Annotated in this window: 17 protein-coding genes; 11 read left to right on the top strand and 6 right to left on the bottom strand. The window is 67.6% G+C overall.

The features are described from left to right. Window positions 1-1,266 carry an MFS transporter gene (locus ACWDTP_RS07225; RefSeq protein ID WP_450018022.1) on the bottom strand — a complete coding sequence of 422 codons (1,266 nt, stop codon included), beginning with the start codon at window positions 1,264-1,266 and terminating at the stop codon, window positions 1-3. Between the two features lie 162 nt (window positions 1,267-1,428). Here ACWDTP_RS07225 and ACWDTP_RS07220 point away from each other — a divergent pair, with 162 nt between their 5' ends. Genes ACWDTP_RS07220 through ACWDTP_RS07195 form a run of 6 tightly spaced genes read left to right on the top strand, consistent with a single transcriptional unit; the run spans window position 1,429 to window position 8,451 of the window. Then, the gene (locus ACWDTP_RS07220; RefSeq protein WP_450018020.1) at window positions 1,429-2,703 is read left to right on the top strand and encodes an MFS transporter; all 1,275 of its coding nucleotides are present in this window, start codon (window positions 1,429-1,431) and stop codon (window positions 2,701-2,703) included. Between the two features lie 23 nt (window positions 2,704-2,726). Continuing rightward, window positions 2,727-3,974 (top strand): alpha/beta hydrolase family protein, encoded by a 1,248-nt coding sequence (locus ACWDTP_RS07215; RefSeq protein ID WP_450018018.1) that lies wholly within the window; start codon window positions 2,727-2,729, stop codon window positions 3,972-3,974. Continuing rightward, on the top strand, window positions 3,971-4,588 hold the full coding sequence (locus ACWDTP_RS07210; protein ID WP_450018016.1) for a cysteine hydrolase family protein: 618 nt from the start codon (window positions 3,971-3,973) through the stop codon (window positions 4,586-4,588). The genes ACWDTP_RS07215 and ACWDTP_RS07210 overlap by 4 nt, the downstream gene beginning before the upstream one ends. Next, entirely contained in the window at window positions 4,585-5,589 is a 1,005-nt protein-coding gene (locus ACWDTP_RS07205; protein WP_450018014.1) for an amidohydrolase family protein, read from the top strand. Before ACWDTP_RS07210 ends, ACWDTP_RS07205 begins: the two co-directional genes overlap by 4 nt. Beyond that, window positions 5,582-7,078, top strand: coding sequence for an aldehyde dehydrogenase family protein (locus ACWDTP_RS07200; protein ID WP_450018012.1), 1,497 nt, complete (start codon window positions 5,582-5,584; stop codon window positions 7,076-7,078). Before ACWDTP_RS07205 ends, ACWDTP_RS07200 begins: the two co-directional genes overlap by 8 nt. A gap of 14 nt (window positions 7,079-7,092) precedes the next feature. After that, entirely contained in the window at window positions 7,093-8,451 is a 1,359-nt protein-coding gene (locus ACWDTP_RS07195; RefSeq protein WP_450018010.1) for a dihydroorotase, read from the top strand. Window positions 8,452-8,530: 79 nt separating this feature from the next. Here the strand turns inward: ACWDTP_RS07195 and ACWDTP_RS07190 are convergent, their stop codons facing one another. From ACWDTP_RS07190 to ACWDTP_RS07175, 4 genes are read right to left on the bottom strand one after another with little or no spacing between them, the layout of a single operon-like run. Further along, on the bottom strand, window positions 8,531-9,019 hold the full coding sequence (locus tag ACWDTP_RS07190; protein WP_450018103.1) for a LeuD/DmdB family oxidoreductase small subunit: 489 nt from the start codon (window positions 9,017-9,019) through the stop codon (window positions 8,531-8,533). Window positions 9,020-9,027: 8 nt separating this feature from the next. After that, window positions 9,028-10,275 (bottom strand): 3-isopropylmalate dehydratase large subunit, encoded by a 1,248-nt coding sequence (locus ACWDTP_RS07185; RefSeq protein WP_450018008.1) that lies wholly within the window; start codon window positions 10,273-10,275, stop codon window positions 9,028-9,030. Then, window positions 10,266-11,153, bottom strand: a complete 888-nt coding sequence (locus ACWDTP_RS07180; protein WP_450018006.1) for an isocitrate lyase/PEP mutase family protein — start codon at window positions 11,151-11,153, stop codon at window positions 10,266-10,268. The genes ACWDTP_RS07185 and ACWDTP_RS07180 overlap by 10 nt, the downstream gene beginning before the upstream one ends. Window positions 11,154-11,162: 9 nt before the next feature. Continuing rightward, window positions 11,163-12,563 (bottom strand): MmgE/PrpD family protein, encoded by a 1,401-nt coding sequence (locus tag ACWDTP_RS07175; protein ID WP_450018004.1) that lies wholly within the window; start codon window positions 12,561-12,563, stop codon window positions 11,163-11,165. An 85-nt stretch (window positions 12,564-12,648) separates the two neighbouring features. Between ACWDTP_RS07175 and ACWDTP_RS07170 the strand changes: the two genes are divergently transcribed. Beyond that, on the top strand, window positions 12,649-13,455 hold the full coding sequence (locus ACWDTP_RS07170; protein ID WP_450018002.1) for a GntR family transcriptional regulator: 807 nt from the start codon (window positions 12,649-12,651) through the stop codon (window positions 13,453-13,455). A 49-nt stretch (window positions 13,456-13,504) separates the two neighbouring features. On the opposite strand, the gene ACWDTP_RS07165 is transcribed toward ACWDTP_RS07170, so the two are convergent. Beyond that, window positions 13,505-14,197: an O-methyltransferase gene (locus ACWDTP_RS07165; RefSeq protein WP_450018000.1), complete on the bottom strand. Its 693-nt coding sequence runs from the start codon at window positions 14,195-14,197 to the stop codon at window positions 13,505-13,507. A gap of 87 nt (window positions 14,198-14,284) precedes the next feature. On the opposite strand from ACWDTP_RS07165, the gene ACWDTP_RS07160 reads away from it, so the two are divergent. From ACWDTP_RS07160 to ACWDTP_RS07145, 4 genes are read left to right on the top strand one after another with little or no spacing between them, the layout of a single operon-like run. Further along, complete coding sequence (locus tag ACWDTP_RS07160; protein WP_450017998.1) at window positions 14,285-15,067, top strand: AraC family transcriptional regulator; 783 nt, start codon at window positions 14,285-14,287, stop codon at window positions 15,065-15,067. A 56-nt stretch (window positions 15,068-15,123) separates the two neighbouring features. Next, the gene (locus ACWDTP_RS07155) at window positions 15,124-15,765 is read left to right on the top strand and encodes a TetR/AcrR family transcriptional regulator (protein ID WP_450017996.1); all 642 of its coding nucleotides are present in this window, start codon (window positions 15,124-15,126) and stop codon (window positions 15,763-15,765) included. 18 nt (window positions 15,766-15,783) lie between these two features. After that, complete coding sequence (locus ACWDTP_RS07150; RefSeq protein WP_450017994.1) at window positions 15,784-16,863, top strand: quinone oxidoreductase family protein; 1,080 nt, start codon at window positions 15,784-15,786, stop codon at window positions 16,861-16,863. A gap of 6 nt (window positions 16,864-16,869) precedes the next feature. Next, a complete protein-coding gene (locus ACWDTP_RS07145; protein ID WP_450017992.1) occupies window positions 16,870-18,027 on the top strand; it encodes a sulfotransferase family protein in 1,158 nt (385 codons plus the stop codon). The last annotated feature ends 39 nt before the right edge of the window (window positions 18,028-18,066 follow it).

Raw genomic sequence — 18,066 nt, 5'->3', positions numbered from 1 at the left:
TCAGGCCGGCTGTGGCCCGGCGGGGCTCTTGTCGGCGAGCCGGACGCCGACGACGCATGCCGCAGCGATCACCGGCACGATCACCAGGACGACGAGCCCGCCGAAGCCCCATCCGGTGGCCTGCACGATGCCGCCGAAGATCGCGCCGGAGAACCCGGCCCCGATGTAGTGGGCGCTGGAGGCGACGCCGGATGCCTTGCCGATGTGCTCGACGTCGACGGCGCGCTGGGTCAGCGCGTACACGTTGACGAACAGGAAGCCGCTGTTGAACATGCCGAAGAGCAGGCTCAGTGCGATCTGTTGCCACTGTGCCTCGGCCACGTTGAACATCAGCAGACCCACCACGATGGAGCCCGCGATGGCGATGAAGATGAGGCGCCGCTCGCCGAACCGGTCGGCCAGATAGCCCGACAGCAGGCCGGCGAATGCGCCGACCCCGTACATGCTGGCCGCCAGGGCGGCGGCCTCGGGAGTGTAGGCCAGCTCGGATTTGAGGAAGGCCGGGTAGAGCCCGAGGTAGCTGTAGTTCACCACGCCGAGCAGGATGTTGGCGGCCGCCAGCAGGATCAGGTTGCGGGTGATCCACCCCGATTTCCCGGGCGCTGCCGGCTCGGGTGCCCCGGTGTCGGATGGCTCCGCGGCGGTTTTGCCGTATTCGCTGAATTCGGTGGGCAGGAAGAACAACAGCAGCAGTGCATAGACGATGCCGATGGCGCCGAACACGTACAGCGGCAGTTTCCAGTCGTGTGAGCCGGCGAGGAAGAGCTGAATCCCGATGACCGGCCCGAGGAACGAGCCGATTCCGTACGCCGCATTGATTCCGCCCAGGGACAGGTTGCGCCAGCGGGAGAACACCACCCCGGCCATGGTGAAGATGGCGGTCTGCTGCATCGCCTCACCGATGCCGGTGACCACCCGGTAGGCCGTGATATCCCAGAACCCTTGGGACAGTGGGATGATCATGGTGAAGACGGAGTAGACCAGCATGCCCGCGATCAGGACCGTCTTGCGGCGGTACCGGTCCAGCAAGAATCCGGCGCACACACCGGTGATGCCGAATCCCAGCGCGAAGATCGTGGTGATGAAGCCGCTCTGGGCCAGGCTGAGGTTGAGGTCCTCCTTGACGTAGGTGTTGAGGTTCGAGAAGACCTGGCGGTCCATCGCGTTGACGATGTAGGAGCACGCGATGAACAGGTAGAGGCCGAACCCGGCGATGGTGCCGTAGCGCCCCCGCGCGGTCGCTGCGGCAGTGGTGACCTCGCTCATGGTCTGCCTTTCGGATGAGGGGTTGCGCGCCCCGGCTGGCGGTGCATGGCGTCACGGTCGAGGCATTTTGTGACCCAGGCCGCACGACGCATAATGCACTATATACAATCCATCGTGCGAGACTGCATTACCGTGCGAGGTCAGACATCGAGGAGTGCGCGCATGGGCCACAACATCGAGGGCATCGACCGGACGGTGCCGGTCCAGGGCGGGCTTCCCCGGCTGAGCCGGGCCGTCGCGCTGACCAGCCTGGTGGTCCTGGCCCTGTCCTACGTCGTCAACGCCATGGACCGGCAGGTCTTTCCGGTGGTGTTGCCGCAGATCAGCGACGATCTCGGGTTCAGCCTGGCGCAGGGCGGGCTGCTCGCGACGATCTTCACCCTCGGCATCGGGCTGGCCGGCGTGCCGACCGGATATCTGCTGGACCGGCTGTCCCGCAAGGCCGTGATTCTGCTCGGCATCGTCGTGTACTCGGCGTTCACCCTGCTGACCGGACTGGGCATCGGCTTTGCGGACCTGTTCGCCTACCGGGCGCTGTCCGGCGTCGGCGAGGCCATGCAGAACGCTGCCCTGTTCTCGGCGGTCGGCGCGTACTTCTTCACCCACCGCGCCCTGGCGATCGGCAGCCTGAACTTCGCCTACGGGGTGGGCGGCTTCGTCGGCCCGATGCTCGGCGCCCACCTCGCCGAGGCGTTCGGATCGTGGCGGGTGCCGTTCTTCGTCTACGGTGTCGTCGGATTCGTCTTCGTCGCGGTCATCTGGGCCGCCATCCGGCACCGATTCACCGAGCAGGTCGAGCCGGACAGCGTGGTGGCCGCTGCCGATGTCAATGATTCTGTGCCGGAGCGGTTCTGGAACCGCAACACCATCCTGCTCGGGCTGACCGCGGTCGTGGTGGGTGTGGCGATGTACGGCTTCATCGGTCTTTACCCCTCGTTCCTGCAGTCCGAGTTGCATTTCGGGCTCGGCGAGGCCGGTGTGATCGCCAGTATGTTCGGCCTCGGCGCCATGATGGGTCTGCCCGCCGGGTTCCTGATGGACCGGCTCAACGTGCGCAACGTCCTGATCGTGGCGATGCTGATCGGTTCGGTGGTGGGCTACCTGATCTTCAACGGGCCGACGACGCCCGGCTGGCAGTACGTGCTGTCGTTCGCCGAGGGCGCGGTGGCCAGCGGCTTCTGCTTCGTGGGGGTGTATGCGGGCCTGCAGCGCTCGGTACGCCCCGAACTGGTCGGCCGGGCATCGGGGTTCTACGTCACATGCTTCTACATCCCGGCTTCCGTTGCGGGATACCTGTTTTCACACCTGGTCGAGGCGCAGGGCTGGGGCGGTGCGGGTTTCTGGCAGCTCACGATCCTGCCCATGATCGGCGTGGTCGCGCTGCTTTTCGTCAACCCCAAACAGCTGGCGGGCGCCTCGACGGCCGCGGGCCACTGACACCACCGATGAAGGAGAGGAATATGACACGTCCCTCGGGGCCACGGCGCTGGCACGACCAGCGCTGGATCATCGATTCGGTACTGCGCACCGACGGGCTGGAATGGGATCAGCCGCGGGTCGCCTACACGTTGCGGCCGATGGGGGTCGACGCCACACCGGATTTCGCGGTCGCCACCTCGCGGATCTCCAAATTCGCCGATATCGTCCCGGTGTTCACCGAACGGGCCGAACGCCGGCACGCGCTGGCGGTCGCCGCCGAGAAGGCGATCAGGCCGGAGTCGGCGCGCGAGCACTACTTTCACGCGGCGTTGCTGTACGCCACGGCGGAATGGCCGATCTGGGAGAACACCCAGGAGCTGCTCGATCTCGACGACCGCAAGAACGACTGCTTCTCGGCGTACGCGCGGCTGGCCGACCACCTCGTCGAACGGGTCGAGATCGACCTGAACGGGTCCTACATCCCGGCCTGGTTCCACCTGCCGCCCGGCTACGCCGGCGGGCCGGTACCCACCGTGCTGTTCTGCGGCGGGATGGACGCACCCAAGGAACTCAACGTCAACCTGTACGGCGACAAGCTGCTGCAGCGCGGCTTCGCCGTGCTGTCCTTCGACGGGCCCGGCCAGGGCGAGGCGCCCATCCGCGGGCTGTACTTCACCCCGACCGCGTGGGTGGATGCCGGTGCGGCGGTGATGGAGTGGTGCCGGCAACGCGATGAGGTGGACAACGACAGGATCGTCGGGCTCGGGCTCTCGTTCGGCTCGTACTGGATGTCGCAGATCGCGGCATCGCAGCCCGACCTGAAGGGCGCCGCGGTCGGGCTGGTGTGTCACGAGCCGGGGTGTCACACCATCTTCGAATGCGCGTCGCCCAGCTTCAAGGCCCGCTACATGTGGATGTCGGGGCTCGAAAACGACGAGGCCGCCTTCGACGAGATGGTCACCCGGATCGATCTGGGTCCGGTGATGGGGCAGATGACCGTGCCGTGGTTGGTGGTGGCGGGCGATGAGGATGAGCTGTCGCCGATCCAGCACAGCTACGACCTGCTCGCGCGGTGCGCAAGCCCATCCGCGATGCTGGTATATCAACAAGGGCGGCACGCACTTTCGCTACCGACTCCGTCGGTGGCCTCCGGCCCGAACTGGCTGACGTATTCGGCCGACTGGCTGCTGGACCGGGTGGACGGTAAAGCCGTCGACGAATGCGTCGAGTATGTGCTGCCCACCGGCGACATCCAGCGGCGCCCGCATCCGAAGGAGATGCTCGCATGACCCTGCCGCTCCTCGACCCCACGGCCACCGCGGTGGTCACCATCGATATGCATCGCGGCCACCTCGACCCGACGGTCGCCACCATGCCGCTGCCCGCCGAGGCCGCGGCCAGGGTCACCGCCGCCAACGCCCACCTGATCCACGGCGCCAGATCCCGTGGCATCCCGGTCGTGCACGTCGTCACCAGCTATCACGACGTGGCCGAGATCGCGTCCAATCCGTGGTGGCGCCGGGTCGCGGGCACCGACGCCACCAGATCCAATGTGCTCAACCATCAGCTGCCCGGCAGCCCGGGACTGCAGGTGATGCCCGGGCTGCTCGACGAGGCGGATGTGGTGGTGTACCACAAGAAGCGCTACGACTGCTTCGTCGCCACCGAACTCGATCACGTGCTGCGGGCCCGCCAGATCGAGTCCCTGTTGCTCACCGGGGTGAACACCAACAGTTGCGTGCTGGCCACCACCGTGGCGGCCAACGCCCGCGACTACGCGGCGGTCGTCGTCGAGGACTGCGTCGACACCATGGACCGCTCGTTGCACGATCCGGCGCTGGCACTGATCCGGCAGGCGTTCGGCTGGACCGCCACGGCGGACGAGATCCTGGAGGCACTGTGAGAGTTGTCGACGTCCACGCCCATGTGATCCCACCGGCACTGGTGAACCTGATGCGGTCGGGTTCGGCGCCCGACGGTATCGTGCTCGACGAATCGGGGGACCAGCCCTGGGTGGTGCACCGGCAGGGCTACCGCTACCCCTTGTTGGACGCCTTCCATGACGTTCCCGCGCGGCTGGACCAGATGAACAGTGCCGGAACGGATCTGGCTGTCCTGTCGATCGCGCCGCCACTGTTCCTGTACTGGGCCGGGGTGGACGGCGCGGCGGCAGCGGCCCGCACCATCAACGATGCGATCGCCGAGATGGTGGCGCAGGCCCCGCACCGGTTCGCCGGTCTGGCCACCCTGCCGATGCAGGACCCGGCCGCCGCTGCCGTCGAATTGCGGCGCAGTGTGGCTGAACTGGGCCTGCGCGGCGCGCAGATCGGCCCGCACATCGACGGCACACCGCTGGATGACCAATCGCTGCGCCCGGTGCTGCGGGCCGCCGAGGAACTCGGGGTGCCGCTGGTGCTGCATCCCTACTATGTCGGCTCGTCACCGGGACTCGACGACTTCTATCTGACCAACCTGCAGGGCAATCCGTGGCAGACGGCGCTGAGCGCATCGCGGCTGATCTTCTCCGGAACCCTGGACACCCTGCCCGATCTGGATCTGGTCCTGGTGCACGGCGGCGGTCACCTGCCGTATCAGATCGGCAGGCTCGATCACGGGTACCGCGTCCGGCCGGAGGCCCGCGGGCCCGCGCACACCCCGAGCGAATACCTGCGCCGGTTCCACTACGACTCGCTCACCCACAGCACCGACTCCACCGGGTGGCTGATCGACCGGGTCGGATCCGACCGGGTGCTGTTCGGCACCGACGTACCGTTCGACATGGCGGGCGGCACATTCACCGAACAACTGGACGGCTTCACCGGATCCGAAGCCGCCCTCGTCGCGGTCGCGTCGGGTAACGCCGACCGGCTCTTCTCACTGAACGGAGACCTCACCCGTGGCTGAGCAGATTCTGCTGCACATCGACGGCAAGAACGTCGCGGCGAGCGACGGCGGCGAATTCGAGGTACACAACCCGGCGACCGGCGAACACCTCTACACCGTGGCCGACGGCACGGCCGCCGACGTCGACGCGGCGGTGCGGGCCGGGCAGGCCGCATTCGCCGACGGCCGTTGGCACGCCATGGCCGGCCGGGACCGGGCCCGCATCCTCAACCGGGCCGCGGGGCTGCTCGCCGAACGCATCGACGACTACGCCCGGCTGGAGACGCTGCAGATCGGGCGGACCCTGCGGGAGATGCGGGCCCAGCTCAAGCGGTTGCCGGAGTGGCTCGAATACTTCGGCGCGGTGGCCCAGACCCAGGAGGGCACCAGCCCTGACTTCGGCGCGGGCCACCTCAACGTGGTGCGGCGGGTGCCGCTCGGTGTCGTCGGGCTCATCACGCCGTGGAACCACCCGCTGCTGATCACCATGAAAAAGCTGTCGGCGGCACTGGCCGCCGGTAACTCGCTGGTGATCAAGCCCAGCGAGCTCGGCCCCGTGGTTCCTGGTGAGCTGGTCACCCTGCTGGAGGAGGCGGGCTTGCCCCCGGGCGTGGTGAACTGCGTTCCCGGCCTTGGCCGTAGCACCGGCAAGGCGCTGACCGAACATTCCGGGCTGGCCAAGCTCGACGTCACCGGTGGCACCGAGACCGGCCGGGTGATCGCCGCGGCGGCCGGGCGGTCGTTGATCCCGGTGACGGCCGAACTGGGCGGCAAGGCGCCGGTCGTCGTCTTCGACGATGTCGATATCGACAACGCGGTGGCCGGTGCGTTGTTCGCGGCCTTCATCGCGACCGGCCAGACCTGTGTGCAGGGTGCTCGAATCTTGGTGTCGCGCAAAATCTATCAGGAGTTCGTCGACAAGCTGGTGGCGCGCACCCGCGGGCTGCGGCTGGGTGACCCGCTGGACCTGCAGACCCAGGTCGGCCCACTGGTGTCGCAGGCCCAACGCACCAAGACCGCCGACGCGGTGGACCGGGCCCGCGACCAGGGCGCCACGGTGCTGGCCGGCGGGAACGCGCCCGACGGCGACGCCTACCGAAACGGCTGGTTCTACGAACCGACCATCGTGGCCGATGTGAAACTGGGCGACGACCTCTGGCGGGACGAGGTTTTCGGACCGGTGTCGGTGGTCGCGGCCTTCGACGACGAGGACGACGCGGTGCGACTGGCCAACGATTCGCAGTTCGGCCTCGCGGCGTCGGTGTGGACCGGCGATGTCGGCCGGGCCCTGCGGGTGAGCCGGCGCCTGGACATCGGCATCGTCTGGATCAACGACCACCACCGCATCGACCCGGCCTCGCCGTGGGGCGGATTCAAGGACAGCGGTATCGGTTCGGAGAACGGCCTCGATTCGTTCCGCGCCTACACCCGCCAGCAGAGCCTGGTGATCAACACCTCCGACGCCGGGTTCGACTGGTTCGCCACCGTCGAAGACCTGCGGTACTCGTAACGAAGGAGACATTCATGGCACAGGCGGATCTGGTGATCGCGGGCGGCACCGTCGTCACCCCCACCGGCAGGCGCAGGGCACACGTCACGGTATCGGACGGCCGCATCGTCGAGATCGGCAATCGGCAACCCGACGCCCGCAAGGTCGTCGACGCCACCGGCATGCTGGTGCTGCCCGGTGGCGTCGACACCCATGTGCACCTGATGGATCCGGGCGACCCGGCCCGCGAGGATTTCCCGACCGGAACCAGCGCGGCGGCCGCGTCGGGGGTCACCACCATCGTCGAGCATTCGCACGGGCGCCCGGTCCGGTCGGTATCGGACCTGGCCGACAAGAAGCGGCACCTGCGGGACCGCTCCAACGTCGACTTCGGCCTGGCCGCGCACGCCTGGCCCGGCCAGGCCGGTGAGGTCGAGGCGCTGTGGGCCGCGGGCGTCGCCTTCTTCAAGGTGTTCACCTGCACCACCCACGGTGTGTCGGGCCACGATGCGGCGGCGCTGAAGGCCCATCTTGAGGCGTCGGCGCTGGCCGGGGCGGTCAGCTTGATGCACTGCGAGGACGAGTCGCTCACCGAGGTGGCCGAATCCACCCTGCAGGCCCAGGGCCGCGACGATCCCGGCATCCTGCCGGAATGGCGCAACCGGGACGCCGAACTGGTGGCCGCCGCGGTCGCCGCCCTGCTGGTCCGCCGAACCGGGGCACGCGCCACGATCGCCCACGTCAGCAACGATGAGGTGGCCGATTACGTTGCGGCCGAGCGAGTTCGGGGTGCCACCATCGCCGCGGAGGGCTGCCCGCAGTATTTTCTGCTGCGCGAGGACGAGGTGCACGACCACGGCGCGCTGCGCAAGTTCACCCCGCCGGCACGGGCCCGCACCGATGACGACGAGGCGGCGCTGTGGCGGCTGCTGCGCAAGGGTGTACTCACCCATATGTCGAGCGACCACGCGCCGTCGACGCTGGAGCAGAAGAACGCCGGCACCATCTGGGAGGTGCATTTCGGCCTGCCCGGGCTGGACAGCACGATGGCGGTGCTGCTCGATGCGGCCGCGCGCGGGCACCTGTCCTACGAGGACATCACCCGGGTGTACAGCGAGGCGCCCGCCCGCAACTACGGTCTGTGGCCGCGCAAGGGCCGGCTCGCCGAAGGCGCGGATGCCGATGTGGTGCTTGTCGATCCGGCTGCGACCCGCGCGCTGCGCAACGCCGATGTGCTGTCCAAGGCGGGCTGGACCCCGTTCGACGGCCGGACCATGACCGGGCGGGTGGTGCGGACCTATCTGCGGGGGCGGTTGATCGCCGAGGAGGGCAAGCCCGCCGACGAGCGCACCGGCGGATTCCTGCCCGGAGCCGGGTTCCAGCCGCCCTCCTAACCCCGCGAGCAGACATAAACCTGCCCACTTTCGTTGGAAAATGGGCAGGTTTATGTCTGCTCGGCGGGGGCGCGGGCAGTCAGGCGGGCAGGTAACCCTGCGCGGCCAGCCGGGGCATGACACCGCCCTCGGCGATGATGTCGAGGACCAGGTCGGGTAGGCGCGGCACCGATCCGGATGCTCCGGTGGTGTCGTTTCGCCAGGCGCCGTCGGACAGGTCGAAGCTGCCGGTGTCGCCGTCGGTGAACAGCGATGTCGCATCGGGCAACGTCATGGCGGGCAGGCCGGCGTTGACCGCGTTGCGGAAAAACAGCGAGTTGAACTCCTCGGCCACCAGCCCGGCGACGCCGAGCTCGGTGAACAGGGCCGCGACGGGCCGCGACGATCCGACGCCGAAGTTGCGCCCCGCCACCACGATATCGCCCGGCGCGACCCGGTCGGTCCAGCCGGGGCGGACCTCGTAGAAGACGTGCCTGGCCGCCTCGGGCGGATCCATCTTCATCGCGAACGCGGGGTACATGGCGTCGGTGTTGAGGTCGTCGCCGAACACCCACACCGTGCCGGTGATCTTGAGCGTCATGCGGTCACGCTCCTCGCGTCGGTGATGTAGCCGGCGATCGCCGACGCCGCGACGGTGGCCGGGGAGGCCATGAAGATCTCGGCCTCGGTGCTGCCCATCCGGCCGGTGAAGTTGCGGGTACTCGACGTGACGCACACCTCGCCGGGACCGACCACGCCCATGTGGTAGCCGAAGCAGGCGCCGCAGGTGGAGTTGGTGACGACGCCACCGGCGTCGGCGATGGCCTGCAGATAGCCCAGGCGCATCGCCTCCCGGTACACCGCCTGGGAGGCGGGGGTGACGAGCAGTCGTACCCCCGGCGCTACGATCCTGCCGCCCAACACGTTTGCCGCGATCTCCAGATCCTCGAGTTGCCCGTTGGCGCACGACCCGATGAACGCCTGGTCGACCTTCTGCCTGCCGAGCCGCGACACCGGCACGCCGTTGCGGCTGACCGTGCCCGGCCTGGCCACGTAGGGTTCGAGCGCGCTCAGGTCCACGCTGCGGACATCACGGTAGGCCGCATCGGGATCCGCTGTCGCCGAGCGGTATCCGGTCACACCACGCTCGTCGAGGAATGACGTCAGCAGGTCGTCGGGTTCGAAGGTGCTGAAGTCGGCGGACACCTCGGCGCCCTGGGTGGCGATGGTGCGCCGGTCGTGCATCGGCACACCGGCCAGGCCGGGCCCGCCGTACTCCAGGTTCAGGTTGGCCGCGTCGCCGTACTCGTCGGCGATGTGCAGGAAGATGTCCTTGCCGCTGACCGCGTCCGGCATGGTGCCGTGGAGCTCGTAGCGGATGGTCGGGGCGATCTGGAACCAGGTGCTCCCGGTGCACATGATGGAGTACACCTCGGCCGGTCCGAGTCCGCGGGCCGCGGTGTTGTAGGCACCGCCCGCGCAGGTGTGAGAATCGGTACACGCCAGCACTTCCCCGGGCCGGGCCAGTCCGTTCTCGGCGATGACCTGATGGCAGATGCCGTGCCTGCCGACGTCGTAGAAGCGGTCGATGCCGAAGTCGGCGGCGAACTTGCGGGCGTGTGGCCCACCGGCGGCGTCCTTCAAGGTCGGGGCCGGGACGGCGTGGTCCATCACGATGGCCAGCTTGTCCGGGTCGTGAATCCTGAGCGGCTGCATCCACGTGGTGGCGAACTGCAGGTCGATCAGCACCGTCATGTCGACGTCGACGACGACGGTGTCACCGGCGCTGACGGTGTCCAGACCCGCTTTGCGGGCCAGGATCTTCTCGATGACGGTCATGCCCATGAGGTGTCCTCCGTGGCTGCGAGTCTGGTGTCGAGTGCGGACCACTCGGCCATGCCGACCAGGTTGAAGAAGTCGGCGGGTGTGGTGGGGGCGAAGTCGGCGACGTCGGTGCCGTTGAGCGCGCAGAGCCCTTCGAGCATGGCCGATGTCGCGCGGCGGAGGGGATCACTCGGGTGGATGGCGATGGCATAACCCAACTCCTGCAATCGTGACGCCGATTCGATCGGCGTCAGCCCGCCCAGCACCAGGTTGATCAGCAGGGGTGCGTCGACCTCGCGGACGATGCGCTCGATCTCATCGGTGCCCTGCGGCGCCTCGACGAAGATGACGTCGGCGCCTGCGGCGGCGTAGCGGTTGGCCCGCTCGATGGCGACGTCCAGTCCGAACGAGGCCCGCGCGTCGGTGCGTGCGACCACCAGCAGGTTGTCGTCGGATCTGGCGTCCAGGGCGGCGGCCAGTGTCTGCTCGAACACCGCGGCGTCGACGACCCGCTTGTCCGGCAGGTGCCCGCAGCGCTTCGGGAAGGCCTGGTCCTCCAGTTGGATGGCGGCCACACCGGCGGCCTCGTACTGGTGGACGGTGCGCGCCACGTTGATCGGGGCGCCGTAACCGGTGTCGGCGTCGGCGATCAGCGGAATGTCACCGAGGGCGCCGACGAGCACCCGGGCGCGTTCGGCCATTTCGCCGGCGGTGACGAGTCCGATGTCCGGGAGCCCGAACCCCGACGCCGCGACGCCCGCACCGGTCAGATAGGCCGCGACGTGTCCGGTGCGTTTGGCCAACTGCGCCGAGATGCCGTCGAAAACGCCTGGCGCGACGATGAGTTCGCGCCGGCCGAGCAGTTCGCGCAGCGTCCGCCGCGCGGAAGTGGTTGCCATATCGGGCTCCTAGTCCAGGGCGCCGGCGACGGGGTCCGCCAGCAGGTCGATGAGATCGCCGACGTTGTCGAGGTCGGCCAGGCCGCAGATCGCCCGCTCGATCGCCTCGGCGCGGGAGCGGCTGGTGACCCGGTCGGTGAGTGCGTGGAACTTGGCGACCACCTCGTCGTTGGTGACCGGATCGCCTGGTGCGCCGTGCGGGCGCCGGACCCGGGCGTGGTGCACGGTGCCGTCGCGGGTGGTCACCGCGACGTCGGTGCGGAACCGTTCGGACGGCGACTCGTCGAGGTGTACCTCGGTGGCGTCGAGCAGCGCCCAGATGTCGTCGGAGTCCAGCCGGTCCGGCGTGAATTGCTCGGGCAGCACATTGCCGTCGAGCAGCGCTGCGGCGGTGGCGTAGCCGATGTTCATCTGCGCCCCGATGGGGGTCAGCGGCCGCTCCGGCTGCCACCAGCCGTGCCGGTAGACGGTTTCGCCGACCGTGATGTCCACCCGCGAGATATCGTCGGGGGCAATCGATTTCCGGATGCCGCGGGCAGCTTCTATCGCGCCGTGCAGGCCGCCCATCGCGGCGTAGGACTTCACCATGATGGTCTGTGTTTCCCAGCGTTCGCCGAGCTGATCGGTCAAGCGGGATGCGTCGGGATCGTGTCCCTCACCGAAGACGCTGAGGAATCCGCCGTACTGGCGTTCGAACACCCGCTTGATACCGGTGTATCCGGAAGCCGCGAGCCCGGCCGCGTAGAAGCCGTTGCGGGCCGCGAACCCGTGGTGCATGCGCTTGCTCATGGCCTCGTACTGCGCAGCCATCAGCCCGGCCGACTGGGTGCCTGCCAGTCCGAGCGCATCCTCCAACCCGGACGGCGGCAAGCCGCGAAGCTTGCCGGATGTCATTGCGGCACTGTGTGTACCGAATACCGGCCCGGAGTGCCAGCCGCGGTCGAGCATCTGGGCGCCGTGCAGGGTGTGCCCGACCCGGGGGCCGACCTCGAATCCGGCGATCGCGGCCAGTAACAGGTCGGTGCCGCGAACATCCGGCACCAGCGACGCGGTGGACAGCAGCGCGGGTATCACCAGTGAGCAACTGTGCAGCGGGGCGATGGGGTGGAAGTCGTCCAGCTCGAAACCCTGGATGAAGGTCCCGTTGAGTACGGCCGATGCCGGCGCGCCGGTGGTGCGCCCGGTGCCGATGACCACGGTGTCGCCGTCACCTTCCAGCGCGAGGACGGCGTCGGTGGCCACCCTGGACCAGGGGAGTTGCGCGCCGATGAGTGCGCATCCGATCCCGTCGAGCAGCAGGTACGTGGCGCGCTCCAGGACCACCTGCGGGACATCGGGGAGCCGCAGGTCGGCCACCCAGTGCGCGAGTCGGCCCGTCGGCCCGTCGGGGTCGGTGGCGTCGCGTCCCATCGTCGCTCCTCACAACTAGTTGTTATAGGTATATAACAACTAGTTGTGCGATCTGGCAAGGACTGGTGTGAAAAGGTCGGTGACCATGGAGGACCGGAAAGACAACGCCGCAGTCGTCAGTGCGGCCGCCGGGGTGCCGTTGCATCGGCAGCTCTTCCTCGTCCTGCACGACGAGATCGGCCGGGGAGTGCTCGCCGCGGGTGACGCGCTGCCGACCGAGCAGTCGTTGGGCGATCAGTTCGGCGTGTCCCGCATCACCGTGCGCCGGGCTCTGGCCGATCTGGCCGAAGCGGGATTGATCGAGCGCCGCCACGGTGTCGGTTCGTTCGTGACGACGCGTGGTTCCGTCCGCCACCATGGCAGCGGCGGCTCCTATCTGGACGAGCTGCGTCAGGTCGAGTTCGAGACCGACGTCGACATCATCGAGTTCGGGCCGCGGCCGCTGCCGGGTGCCGTCGCCGAGCGGTTGGATCCGCGCGAGCGTGGGTTGTACGTGCTGCGGCTGAGGCGTGAGCGCAGAACGGGAGAACCGTTGATGCTGACCGAGGTCTGGCTCCCCGAGGAGCTGGAGGGCGCGATCACCGAGTCGGCGCTGGCCGGCGCTCCGCTCTACAAACTGCTGTCCGACGTGGGTGTGACCCTGGAGCGGGTGGCGCACGAGCTGACGGCCGAGATCGCCGGCCCCCGCACCGCGTCGCTACTGGACACGGCGATCGGTGCGCCGTTGATCCGGGTGAACCGCTTCGCATTCGTCGCCGGCGCGCCCCATCATGTGCTGTCGATCCTGTTGTCGCCGAGCCGGAGCCGCGTCGTGCTGAACCGGGCCGACATCGATGTGGAGTCGGGCGTCGGCATGGCGATCGCCCACGATGTGCGTCGGCCGGACACCTGACCGCAGCCCTCGTGCGGTGTGGCGGGCAGGCGATGAACGGGTCGGTCGATCACACGGTGCGAACCGACATTTCGTTGCCGCGGCCCGGTTCGAAGGGCAGGGGGATGGTGCGATAGCCGTTGTCGGGGGTGCGCACATAGGTGAGGTAATCGCCCGACTCTTCGATCGCGTTTTCCCCGATCACCAGAGCCCCCGGGCTCAGATGGGCTTCGAGGAGCCTGAGCACCGGCAGATACAGCGTCCATGCCCCGTCCAGGAGCACCAGGTCGATATTGCCGCCGGCACCGTCTCGGAGGGTCTCCAGGGCGTCGCCGACGCGGATGTCGACGATATCGGCCAGACCCGCGGCCGCCAGGTTCTCTTGTGCGCGCTGGGCCTTGGTCGGTTCCAGTTCGGTGCTGACGAGTTGACCGCCGCCACCGTCGCGCAGCGCCACGGCGAGATGGATGGTCGAGATGCCGAACGACGTGCCGAATTCCACGATGCGTTTGGCTTGGCGGGCTCGCGCGCAGATGTAGAGGAATCGTCCGAACTCGGCCGATATGTTCAGAAAATTGCCGGCGAACTCGTGATAGACGCCCCGGTAGTCCGCCGCCTCCTGTTCCAGTAGTTCCGCGAACGCATCACCGCGGTCCGCCAGCTGTTCGGCGAATCGAGCCTCAAGCGGTCCGTCGGCGGCCTGCGCCTCGTCGAACAACCGGGCTAACACGCCGGCGACCGGTGTAGAGGTCAGTGTGTCCATGGCATTTCTCCTTGGTGTCGGTCCCTGTGTTGATAAAGCAAGCCTTACCTAACTAATCGGCGTGTTCCACCGGTAACCTGACAACCGATGCTGGAAACCCGCCAATCTGTCCCGCCGCCTCCCGAGTACCCGGCGGGACCACTGCAAGGCGCAGGTCGGCTCACCCATGGCTTTCGCATCGATGCCCACCGTCATGCCGACGGCCAGTTGGTGTACCCGGCTTGCGGCGCACTGGCCACCACAACGGAGCGCGGTACATGGTTGGCGCCGGCCAACCGGGTGACGTGGACGCCGCCGGGATTCGCCCACTCCCACCGCTTCTACGGCAGGACGGATGTCTGCGTCGTCGTCATCCCCGTCGAACTGTGCGGTGCGCTGGCGGCACATCCCGGCGTATTCGCGGTGAGTCCGCTGCTGCGAGAGGCATTCTTGGCGTTGACCGATCGGCGGAAAGCTCGCCCTGGCGCCCATGAACGGCTACGCGGGGTGGTGATCGATGAGCTCGTCGAAACCCCCGCGCAGTCCCTGCACCTGCCGCAAGCGCGGGACGATCGACTGCGCACCGTCACTGATCTGCTGTACGCCGATCCTGCCCAGAGCGCGACCCTGGGCAAGCTGGGACGGACAGCGGGAGCAAGTGAGCGGACGTTGAGTCGGCTGTTCCACGCCGAGTTCGGGATGAGTTTCCACCGCTGGCGCACCATGCTGCGGGTCCATCACTCCCTGATCCACCTCACCAACGGTCGGTCCGTCGCTGACACGGCGATGGACTGTGGGTGGTCCAATCCCACGAGTTTCATCGAGGCCTTTACCGCCGTCGTCGGCCAGACCCCTGGCCGCTACAAGTCCGAGCTGCGCGGCAGCGGGTAGCGTCAACGACCTGCATCTGCGGGGCGTGGGCGGGTCGACCTTCTAGGATCTGACGGGTGCCGCCGGACGCATCGAAGACCAGGGCCAAGCTGCTCGACAGTGCAGCCCGGGCGTTTGCCCGCGACGGGGTGTTCAACGCGTCGCTGATCGACATCACCCGCCAGGCCGGCCAGCGCAACCGGACCGCACTCAGCTACCACTTCGGCTCGCGCGACGGCATACTGTGCGCCGTCATCGACCGCCACACAGCCTTCCTGGCGCACCGGGAGGGCGAGCTGCTCGAGGCCGCCAAACGGGCCGCTGGCCTCGAGCCCGTTATCGAGGCCCTGGTACGCCCCGCCGCCGAGCTTGCCGACGGTGGCTGGCAGGGCCGCTGCTGCCTGCTGATCATTGCCGAATTGACCGGTGAAGACAGGACGCAGTACAGCCCGGAGTTGCAGGACGTGCTCGCCCGCACCGGCGGCAACGAGGTTTACCGACTGCTCACGCGGCGGACCGCAGATCTCACGGATTCCCTACGTACCGAACGATTTTCGCTGATGGTGATGTTTATCCTGCGCGCCGTGGCCGACCGTGCACGCCTCCTGGAGCGGCACACCCGGCACGGGCGCCCACAGCTGGACCGGGAACCGTTTGTGCGCAATCTCGTTGCCATGGCTGCCGCCGCCATGTCGGCGCCGTGCCCCCCGTTGACATAAGCACCCCTGCTTATTACAGTGACCGTTGTGTGCGCCGGTGCACGACAGGCTGGAGGTCGCCGGGTGAAAGCCGTTCGCGTCGTTCGTCATGGTGATCCTGCGAAAGCCATTGAAGTTCAGGATGTACCGGAACCCACTCCTGGACCTGGAGAAGTGCGAATAGCCGTATCCGCCGCCTCACTGAACTTCGGCGACATCGCCCGGTGCCGTGGGACCGTGGCCAGCGTCATGGGGCAGCTGCCCTTCACGCTCGGCATGGACGTCTGCGGTGTCGTCGACAGGGCCGGCGACGGCGCCGCCGGGTGGATGGGACGGCGCGTTGTCGCCATGACCAAACAATCCCTCGGTGGCTTGGCCGACTTCGCTATCGCCCCGTCAACCAGCACTTTCGATGCTCCCCCCGACCTGGATGACGTTACGGCCGCGGCTTTCACGCTGCCGTTCCATGTGGGGTACCTCGCGCTGCACAGGCGCGCGAAACTGACCGCAGGCGAAACCCTGTTGGTGGTGGGTGGTGCCAGCGCGGTCGGGACGGCGGTGATCCAGCTCGGTGTCGCGGCCGGCGCGAACGTCATCGCGATAGCCGGAGGTACCGAAAAGGGGCGGCTGTGTGAGGAACTCGGTGCTTCGGCGATCGACCACACCGCCGGCGACGACTTGTTCGACGAGGTGAACGCCCGCACCGACGGGCGCGGCGCCGACGTAGCCGTCGACCTTGTCGGCGGTGACCAAACCGAGGTCATCTGGACCTGTCTGGCTCGGGAAGGCCGGTATCTGCCGGTCGGTTTCAACGACGACTCCCAGTCGGGTCTCACCGGCCGTCCGCTGCGCAAGGTATCGATGGGCAACATCACGGTGCTCGGCGTGATCCTCGGTTACGGCGAATTGCCCCCCGATTTCCGCCGGTTCGGCCTCAACATGTTCCCCGCACAGGTCGGTAGGGACGTCCATGGTGCGCTGCTGGACCTGCTGGCCGCGGACGCAGTTCGTCCGGTGATCGGCCGGCGGATCGCGATGGACGAGGTGGCCGGCGCCCTCGACGATCACGAACAGCGACGGACCATGGGGCGCACGGTCGTCACGGTCGGGCGCGGATAGCTGACGATGCCCGCGATCAACCCCGATGATGTGATGGCTGCCGCAGTCGAACTGGCCGGGTCCGACGACTTCGGACCCGATGACTTCGTCGAAGGTCTCACCGTGCTGTGCGGGTCGCTCAGTGATGAGGCACAGCTGAGCGAACTGGGCCGGTTCGCGTTGGAGCAGAACATGATCGGCGGTTTGGTGAATCGACTGCGGGTCCACGACTGGGCTCGCCGGTACCCGGCCCTCCTGGACGAAGGCATCGATGCGCCGCTTGTGGTTGTCGGCATGTTCCGGGCGGGCACGACGTTCCTGAGCCAGCTGCTGGACCAGGATCCCGGCAACCGGGCCTTGCTGCGATGGGAGGCAGCCGACAGTGTCCCTCCTCCGTCGCCGGATACGTACCGATCGGGGCCGCGGGTCGATGCGGCCAACACCGCAATCGAGATGCTTGAATCGCTCAATCCGCAGATGAAGGTCGTCCACCACGAGGACGCTGACAGCCCGACGGAGTGCATCACCCTGCTGGGGCAGGACTTCAAAAGCCTCACCTGGGAGGCGATGGCCAATGTGCCTGCCTACAGTGCCTGGCTACTGGGGTCCGATTATCGATCCGCCTATGAGTACCACCGCCTGGTGTTGCAGGTTCTGCAGAGCGGAGGCAGGGGTGGAGCATGGACATTGAAGAGCCCCAACCACGCGATCGCACTGAATGCGTTGATCGAGGCGTATCCCGACGCGCAGTTGATTCTCCTGCACCGCGATCCCACGGTGCTCTGCGCCTCTGCGTGCAGCCTCATCTCCACCCTCACGAGCACCTTCAGCGATGCGGACCACACCAGCTACATCGCCGAACACTGGACACAGCTGCTCGCGGAATCCGTTGAGCGGATAGAGACCTTCCGCAAGACTCATCCCGAGTCGAAGATCGTCGACGTGCAGTACGCCGACCTCATCAGCGATCCGATGGGCACCGTCGAGGGCATCTACGCGGCATGCGGTCGAGAGTTCGCGGCCACGGCACGCACCGCCATCTCGGCATGCATCGATGCCAACCCCAGGGGACGATTCGGCACCCATGGCTACCGACTGGCGGATTTCGGACTGCACGCAGCGGGACTGCGGGAGCGCTTCGCCGAGTATGTTGAGCGTTACGACATCCCGGCCGAGCAGACATAAAACTGCCCACGTTCGTTGGAAAGTGGGCAGTTTTATGTC

The organism is Mycobacterium sp. NPDC003449, from assembly GCF_053588415.1.
Note: the sequence above shows the minus strand (reverse complement) of the source record. Positions and strands in the feature narration are given on the sequence as shown.

Coding starts and splice junctions, on each gene's coding strand:
- ACWDTP_RS07225 (WP_450018022.1), bottom strand. CDS start 1,266: ATGAGCGAGGTCACCACTGCCGCAGCGACCGCGCGGGGGCGCTACGGC.
- ACWDTP_RS07220 (WP_450018020.1), top strand. CDS start 1,429: ATGGGCCACAACATCGAGGGCATCGACCGGACGGTGCCGGTCCAGGGC.
- ACWDTP_RS07215 (WP_450018018.1), top strand. CDS start 2,727: ATGACACGTCCCTCGGGGCCACGGCGCTGGCACGACCAGCGCTGGATC.
- ACWDTP_RS07210 (WP_450018016.1), top strand. CDS start 3,971: ATGACCCTGCCGCTCCTCGACCCCACGGCCACCGCGGTGGTCACCATC.
- ACWDTP_RS07195 (WP_450018010.1), top strand. CDS start 7,093: ATGGCACAGGCGGATCTGGTGATCGCGGGCGGCACCGTCGTCACCCCC.
- ACWDTP_RS07185 (WP_450018008.1), bottom strand. CDS start 10,275: ATGGGCATGACCGTCATCGAGAAGATCCTGGCCCGCAAAGCGGGTCTG.
- ACWDTP_RS07180 (WP_450018006.1), bottom strand. CDS start 11,153: ATGGCAACCACTTCCGCGCGGCGGACGCTGCGCGAACTGCTCGGCCGG.
- ACWDTP_RS07175 (WP_450018004.1), bottom strand. CDS start 12,563: ATGGGACGCGACGCCACCGACCCCGACGGGCCGACGGGCCGACTCGCG.
- ACWDTP_RS07170 (WP_450018002.1), top strand. CDS start 12,649: ATGGAGGACCGGAAAGACAACGCCGCAGTCGTCAGTGCGGCCGCCGGG.
- ACWDTP_RS07165 (WP_450018000.1), bottom strand. CDS start 14,197: ATGGACACACTGACCTCTACACCGGTCGCCGGCGTGTTAGCCCGGTTG.
- ACWDTP_RS07160 (WP_450017998.1), top strand. CDS start 14,285: ATGCTGGAAACCCGCCAATCTGTCCCGCCGCCTCCCGAGTACCCGGCG.
- ACWDTP_RS07145 (WP_450017992.1), top strand. CDS start 16,870: ATGCCCGCGATCAACCCCGATGATGTGATGGCTGCCGCAGTCGAACTG.